The 6,575-nt window shown below is 37.4% G+C and carries 4 protein-coding genes and 3 pseudogenes; 5 read left to right on the top strand and 2 right to left on the bottom strand.

Annotation, left to right across the window (positions count from 1 at the left end; all coding sequences use genetic code 11):
* A partial coding sequence (locus tag CF596_RS14090) for an integrase core domain-containing protein (RefSeq protein ID WP_143228706.1) occupies positions 1–150 on the top strand: 150 nt, incomplete at its 5' end.
* A gap of 250 nt (positions 151–400) precedes the next feature.
* Here the strand turns inward: CF596_RS14090 and CF596_RS14080 are convergent.
* Positions 401–639: pseudogene (locus tag CF596_RS14080) on the bottom strand (helix-turn-helix domain-containing protein); the annotation flags it as partial.
* Positions 640–803: 164 nt separating this feature from the next.
* Here CF596_RS14080 and CF596_RS14075 point away from each other — a divergent pair.
* Positions 804–3,368 (top strand): EAL domain-containing protein, encoded by a 2,565-nt coding sequence (locus CF596_RS14075; protein WP_143228705.1) that lies wholly within the window; start codon positions 804–806, stop codon positions 3,366–3,368.
* Between the two features lie 164 nt (positions 3,369–3,532).
* Positions 3,533–4,483, top strand: a complete 951-nt coding sequence (locus tag CF596_RS14070) for a sensor domain-containing diguanylate cyclase (protein ID WP_096902835.1) — start codon at positions 3,533–3,535, stop codon at positions 4,481–4,483.
* A gap of 37 nt (positions 4,484–4,520) precedes the next feature.
* On the opposite strand, the pseudogene CF596_RS14065 reads toward CF596_RS14070, so the two are convergent.
* Positions 4,521–4,901: pseudogene (locus CF596_RS14065) on the bottom strand (IS3 family transposase); the annotation flags it as partial.
* 87 nt (positions 4,902–4,988) lie between these two features.
* Between CF596_RS14065 and istA the strand changes: the two are divergent.
* Together istA and istB are read left to right on the top strand one after the other, a co-directional pair.
* A pseudogene (istA, locus tag CF596_RS14060) lies at positions 4,989–6,007 on the top strand (IS21-like element ISAba8 family transposase).
* Positions 6,007–6,575 (top strand): IS21-like element ISAba8 family helper ATPase IstB (istB, locus tag CF596_RS14055; RefSeq protein ID WP_096902834.1); only part of this gene is annotated, 569 nt, incomplete at its 3' end. The pseudogene istA and the gene istB, both read left to right, overlap by 1 nt.

Genomic DNA, 6,575 nt, shown 5'->3' with positions numbered 1-6,575 from the left:
AATCGGACCATACGTTATAGTTGGCTGAGCAAGCATTTATTTGATACTTTGGATGAAGTACAAGATTATGCAACGAGTTTGCTGTGGCATTACAACCATGAAAGACCACACCAAGCAAACAAAGGAAGGCCACCTCTAATGGCTGCTTAACCTCTACTTTTAACTTCGGTTATTTATGGGAGGATTACCGTTCAACCATCACATTATCAACCTATGAGCAGTATACTGCGCAAGTTTACCATCCATATTGATTTCAATGCCATTTGATTTCAATACATCAATAAATGCATCACTGGTGAACTGACTGCCTTGGTCTGTATTAAATATTTCCTTATAGGCATGGTCTAAAATCCTAGACCCACATCACATCCAGTCAACCACGTTGTATTAAAGCACGTTAAATTTGCTCTGGTGACCAGTCCAAGCCAATCAGATAATCAATATGGCGAAGGCAAACGCTGTCATGGGTAATGAAGGAAGGTAGCGTCTTTTTTGACTTGCAAATTTCGCTGCCAGTTATGCTCTACATCCACGTTGCCCAATATTTCTTTTTAATTCACGATAGAGGGTTGATCGTGAGCGCCCTAACTCCCGAGCAAGCGTAGCGATTGAACTTTTACTTTTCAAAGCAGTATAAATTTCGTATCTTTAATCTTGAGAAAGATTAGTATATTTCTTCATTGTGTGCTTTCCAATTGCGAGTTGAAAAAGTCTCATGATTCTACGAATACACCTAACTTTTTTAACTAACTACAAATGTGTCGAACTTATGATTTGAGTTTGCGTTTATTGAATGGTGTGTAATGTCTAAAAAATCTAGTAATCCTGATACTTTGTTTATTCTTGATTTTTTAGGTAAACAAACTGATTTAAAAGTTGTTTTGCATACAGTTTCAAAGTGGTTGGAAGGTTTAATTCCTGGATCAATGGTAACTATTATGTTTTTCTCAGAGAAAGAAAAACATTTAAATTTAATCAGTGGAGGACAATATTTTACTTCAGCATATCGTAATGCATTAACAAATTTAAAGATTGGGCCATATGTTGGTGCATGTGGAGCAGCAGCTTATTATCGTAAAATCGTTATTTGTGAAGATATTTTTATTCATCCTAACTGGATAAGCTATCAAAAATTTCTTATTGAAGAAAATATTTCTGCTTGTTGGTCTGTTCCTATAATTAGTGCTGAAGGTACTTTATATGGAACTTTTGCAACTTATTATCGAAAACCGAAGAGCCCAACAGATGATGAGATTAAAAAGCTTAATCATGCGGCATACCTGACTGCTTTAGGGATCGATCTATATTATGAGCGTCAGCATAAAAATGCTATGAAGGATAAATATCATTCTTTTTTTGATCATCATCCTGACACGGTATATGAGTATGATTTATATGGAAAAATTACCAAAGTAAATATAAAATCAAAAAAGATTAATGGATTTGAGCTAGAGCAGATTGTAGGACTACACTATTTAGATTTTATTCATCTTCAATATCAAAAAATAACAGAAGAAGCTTTTAAAAAAGCTACAGAAGGTCATATTCAACGTCTAGAAATTCAGGTTTATGACGTTAGAGAGGAAAAATATTGGGCAGATCTCACCTTTTTACCATTATTTCAAAATAGAAAAATTGTAGGTGTATTTGCAATTGTAAAAAATATTACAGACCGATATAAAACAGAAGAGCATTTACAATTATTAAAACGGGGATTAGATGCAAGTCCTAATGGTATTGTAATTACTGATGCTACTTCAAATCATCAAATTGTATACATTAATCCTGCTTTTCTAAAATTAACCGGATATTCCGAGAAAGAAATTCTAGGTAGTAATTGTCGCTTTCTACAAGGAGAAGATACAGATATTAATGCAGTTCAGGAAATTCACCAAGCGCTTAAAGATAAGCGAGAAGTTCAAATTACCTTAAAAAACTATAGGAAAGATGGCACCTGGTTCTGGAATCAACTTACTCTTAGCCCAGTATGGAATCAAAATAATGAATGTACTCATTTTATTGGAACCCAGCAAGATGTAACCCAGAAATGTATAGATGAAGAATATATAAATTATCAGCGTACTCATGACAGTCTAACTGAATTAGTTAACCGTCAAGTTTTTGAAGAGTTATTGGACCTTGCCTTTTACAAAAAGGGTGGAATGAACAATACATTAGCGGTTTTATATATTGATTTAGATTACTTCCGTACTATAAGTAAAGATCTCGGATATGCTGAAGGGGATCAATTAATTAAGCTGGTCAGTCAGCGTCTACGGACTATTTTACAAGAAGATGATGTTTTATCACGTTTTGCCGCTGATGGCTTTGCTCTATTATTAAACAAAGAATATACTCAGGAAAAAGTAACTCAAACAGTAGAAGGCATCTTAAAAATTTTAGCTTTACCTTTTAATATAAAAGGGCAGCATATTCGTCTGAGCGCAAGTATTGGTATTGCGACTGATACAGAGGAAGTCGAAAATTTTAGAGAGTTATTGCATCATGCAATTCATGCAATGTATGAAGCCAAAAATGAAGGACGTAGCACTTGGCACTGGTATACAAGTGAAAGAAATACGGTTCACAAAGTGAATGACATCCAGTTACGCCATGAACTCATTATGGCCTTGGAAGATGAGCAATTTAAATTATTTTATCAACCTATCGTTGATAGTTTAACTAATAAAATTGTAGGCGTTGAAGCACTTATTCGATGGTTCCATCCTGAGCGTGGTTTAATTTCTCCATTGTCTTTCATACCTTTAGCCGAACGTACTGGACAAATTTCAGCAATAGGAAATTGGGCATTAAATCAGGCATGCAAAGATATTACTGAGCTTAATAAGAATAGACCAGATCAACTTAGCGTGGCTGTAAATATATCTCCTATACAATTTAAACGTACTAATTTTTTGGCTGAGTTAAGGAATACCCTACTAACAAATAACTTTGATGCTAAGTTATTGAAGATAGAAGTAACAGAAGGGATGTTACTGATGGGTATTGAAAGATCGGTTGAAATTTTAAAAGCTATACGAGCACTTGGAATCAAAGTAGCAATCGATGATTTTGGTACGGGATATTCCAGCCTGAGTTACCTCCGTCAACTGCCTATTGATCAAATTAAGTTAGATCGTAGTTTTATTCAGCATTTGCCAGAACATAAAAGTGATGCGGCAATTGTTATAGCAATTACTCAAATGGCAAAAACGTTAAACTTAGAAGTCGTGGCTGAAGGTGTAGAAACAGAAGAACAAGCTAAGTTTTTAACAGAGAGCAAATGTAATTACTTGCAAGGCTATTATTTTGCTAAGCCCGTTTCTATAGAAGATTTAAAAGTTATTTTAGATGGCTTTATTGCATAAATACCTGAAAGGATGAGTTCCCCTCTAAATGGCCTACCTTAAATAAAAACGTCTCTGACAAACCCAGTACGGTTCACACGATGAGAATTAAAGTTTCAATCGGTCCTATTTAATGGCATTTTGCCACTTTTTGGGTTTAATCCTAATCAAAATAGCGAGTAATTATGATCCCTTCTTATGAAAACTTTAAAGATTTTAAAGATGCTGGTGAAAAAATTTTAGAGTATTTACATAATCACTTAGGCTTTGCTTTATGGATGATTACTCGTACTGAAAGTAATGATTGGATAGTTTTGCAAGCTAAAGATCATGGATATGGAGTACAGGCAGGACAGGTCTTCAATTGGGCTGACTCATACTGCTCTAAAATGGTATTAGATAAAGGGCCACGTATAGCACCTGATTCGAAAAATATTCCACTGTATGTAGAAGCAGGCATCAACAAACTGGTCGATATAAACGCCTATATTGGGCAACCTTTATTCAATGAGGACGGTTCTATTTTCGGCACATTATGTGCTATTGATCCATCAGTACAGCCTCAAAGTATAGAACAATATAGTGATCTATTAGAGCTATTCAGTTTATTACTTAGTCGAATCTTACAAAATGAACTTAAAATTAATGAACAAAAAAGAGTTAGTGAAAAGCTTGAAATGGATTCATTAACCGATCATTTAACGGGTGTTTTTAATCGTCGTGCTTGGGATACATTTTTGGATTTAGAGGAAGATCGATGCAAAACCTACGGACATCCAGCCACAGTGATTATTATAGATTTAAATGACTTAAAAACTATAAACGATAAATTTGGTCATTCTGCTGGAGACCAAATGATTCAAAAAACGGCCCAAATCTTAAAGAAAAATGTACGCTCCAATGATTTAGTCGCGCGTTTAGGAGGAGATGAGTTTGGCATTCTAAATATTGAAACGACTTTAGAAAATACTCAGAAATTGGTGAATCGGCTTTTAAAGTCCTTACAAAATGCTGGAATTAATGCTGCTGTTGGTGTTGCGGCACGTGAACCAAGTAAAAATTTACGAATGGCAGTAATTGAAGCAGATGAAAAAATGTATCGGCATAAAGTCAAATTAAAGTCATCATTTGATTGATCCATATGAACAGGATGTTTGAATAGCCACCAAAATTCTAGACACACATAACCATCTTTTGATGGGCCTTTTCATAATCTAATGGAGAACGTTGACCATTGGAACCATGTCTGCGTTTTGAATTGTAGAACATCTCAATATATTCAAAGATATCTGACCTTGCTTCAGTTCTTGATGAATATATTTTCTTTTTGATCCTCTCTCGCTTTAACAGCTGAAAAAAGCTCTCGGCAACAGCATTGTCATGGCAATTTCCTCGTCTGCTCATACTGCTTTCAAGATTATGATGCTTGAGAAATGTCTGCCATTCATGACTGGTGTATTGGCTGCCTTGGTCAGAATGAATCAGGACTTTGTTCTTTGGGTTTCTTCGCCACAAAGCCATCAATAACGCATCTAAAACCAGATCTGTCGTGATGTTAGCGGCAGTGTAAAAATGACCCCCTAATGGCATTTAAAAACTGACCCCCTTGGTTAATATAGCGGTCATTTTGGACTGCTCAACATGTTAACTTTGGAGCAAGCAGTGACAATCCAAATACTTCATCAACAAGGTAAATCTATTAAAGCCATTAGTCGTGAACTGGGGGGGCCAGAAATACCGTACGTAAATATTTACGGCAAAACACCACACCTCAGTATCAGCGTATACAGCCTAGAATAAGTATCCTTGACCTATATAAACCCTATTTACTCCAACGTGTAAACGCAGCTCATCCTGAATGGATTCCTGCTGTTGTGCTCTACCAGGAAATTTTAGGGTTGGGATATCCAGGAAAGATCAGGATCTTGAGGGAATATCTTGCAACATTAAAACCAGTTGCTCAACCGGAACCGATCATTCGTTTTGAAACCCAACCTGGCCAACAAATGCAAGTGGATTTCACCACGATTCGACGTAACAACACGACTTTAAAAGCTTTTGTCGCAACATTAGGGTATTCCAGAGCGACTTTCGTGAAATTTTATGATCATGAACGTACGGATGCATGGATCGATGGTCTAGAAAATGCATTTCAGTTTTTTGCAGGAGTACCTCAAGAAATCCTGTTTGATAACGCTAAAACGATCATGATTGAACGGGATGCCTATCAGGAGGGGCAGCATAAATGGAATCCCAAACTGCTCGACTGCGCCAAGAAATACAGCTTTCGTCCTCGCGTATGTAAGCCCTACCGTGCACAGACCAAAGGCAAAGTTGAACGCTTTAATGGATACCTCAAATCAAGCTTTATTGTGCCATTGAAAGCAAGCCTGAAGACTTCGGGTTTACTGTTAGATGTTGATGTCGCCAATGCCCACATTGGCCGGTGGCTGCATGAAACCGCCAATCAGCGGATTCATGCCACCACGCAAGAAAAACCGGCTGTTCGACTGCAACAGGAGCAGCAAAAATTTACGCCATTACCGCAATCAGATACAGGTTCCAGCACTGTACCTGTTGCAGCAGCACAGCATGTCATGCCCTACGAGAGTTTGCAGCATCCCTTATCTGTATATGACCAGTTGCTGGGAGTTTCCTGATGAATCTGCAATACGACCGTATAGAGCAGCTTTGCCAAAAGCTCAATCTGCCTGCCATCGCATCACAATGGTCACATCATGCACAACAAACATTAGGTCAGGATGGAAGTTATGCCGACTTTGTTGAAGCGATCTTGACGCATGAATATGCTGCCAGGCAACAGCGCAGCCAGCAGGTACTGATGAAACTCTCAGGCCTGCCTCAAGTCAAAACCCTGGAAGACTATGATTTTAATTATGCCCTAGGGGCCCCTAAATCACAGGTGATTGAACTGTTCAACCTGAGCTTTATTGCTAGAGCAGAAAATGTGGTGTTTCTTGGTGCTAGCGGTGTAGGGAAAACGCATTTATCCATGGCATTAGGCTATAAGGCCATCATGAACAATGTCAAAACCAAGTTTATTACCGCCGCCGATCTCATGCTGCAACTCAGTACAGCCTATCAGCAAGGTAAATTGAAAACCTATATGCAACGGGTGATACTCGCCCCAAAATTACTGATTATCGATGAAATTGGTTATTTACCGTTTGGACGTGAAGAAGCGAATCTGTTCTTTAACGTGATTGC

The organism is Acinetobacter sp. YT-02, assembly GCF_002412355.1.
In the GTDB taxonomy this organism is placed as follows: domain Bacteria; phylum Pseudomonadota; class Gammaproteobacteria; order Pseudomonadales; family Moraxellaceae; genus Acinetobacter; species Acinetobacter towneri.
Note: the sequence above shows the minus strand (reverse complement) of the source record. Positions and strands in the feature narration are given on the sequence as shown.

Excerpts from the sequence above, each read along its gene's own strand:
- CF596_RS14070 (WP_096902835.1), top strand. The coding sequence starts at position 3,533 with ATGATCCCTTCTTATGAAAACTTTAAAGATTTTAAAGATGCTGGTGAA.
- CF596_RS14075 (WP_143228705.1), top strand. The coding sequence starts at position 804 with ATGTCTAAAAAATCTAGTAATCCTGATACTTTGTTTATTCTTGATTTT.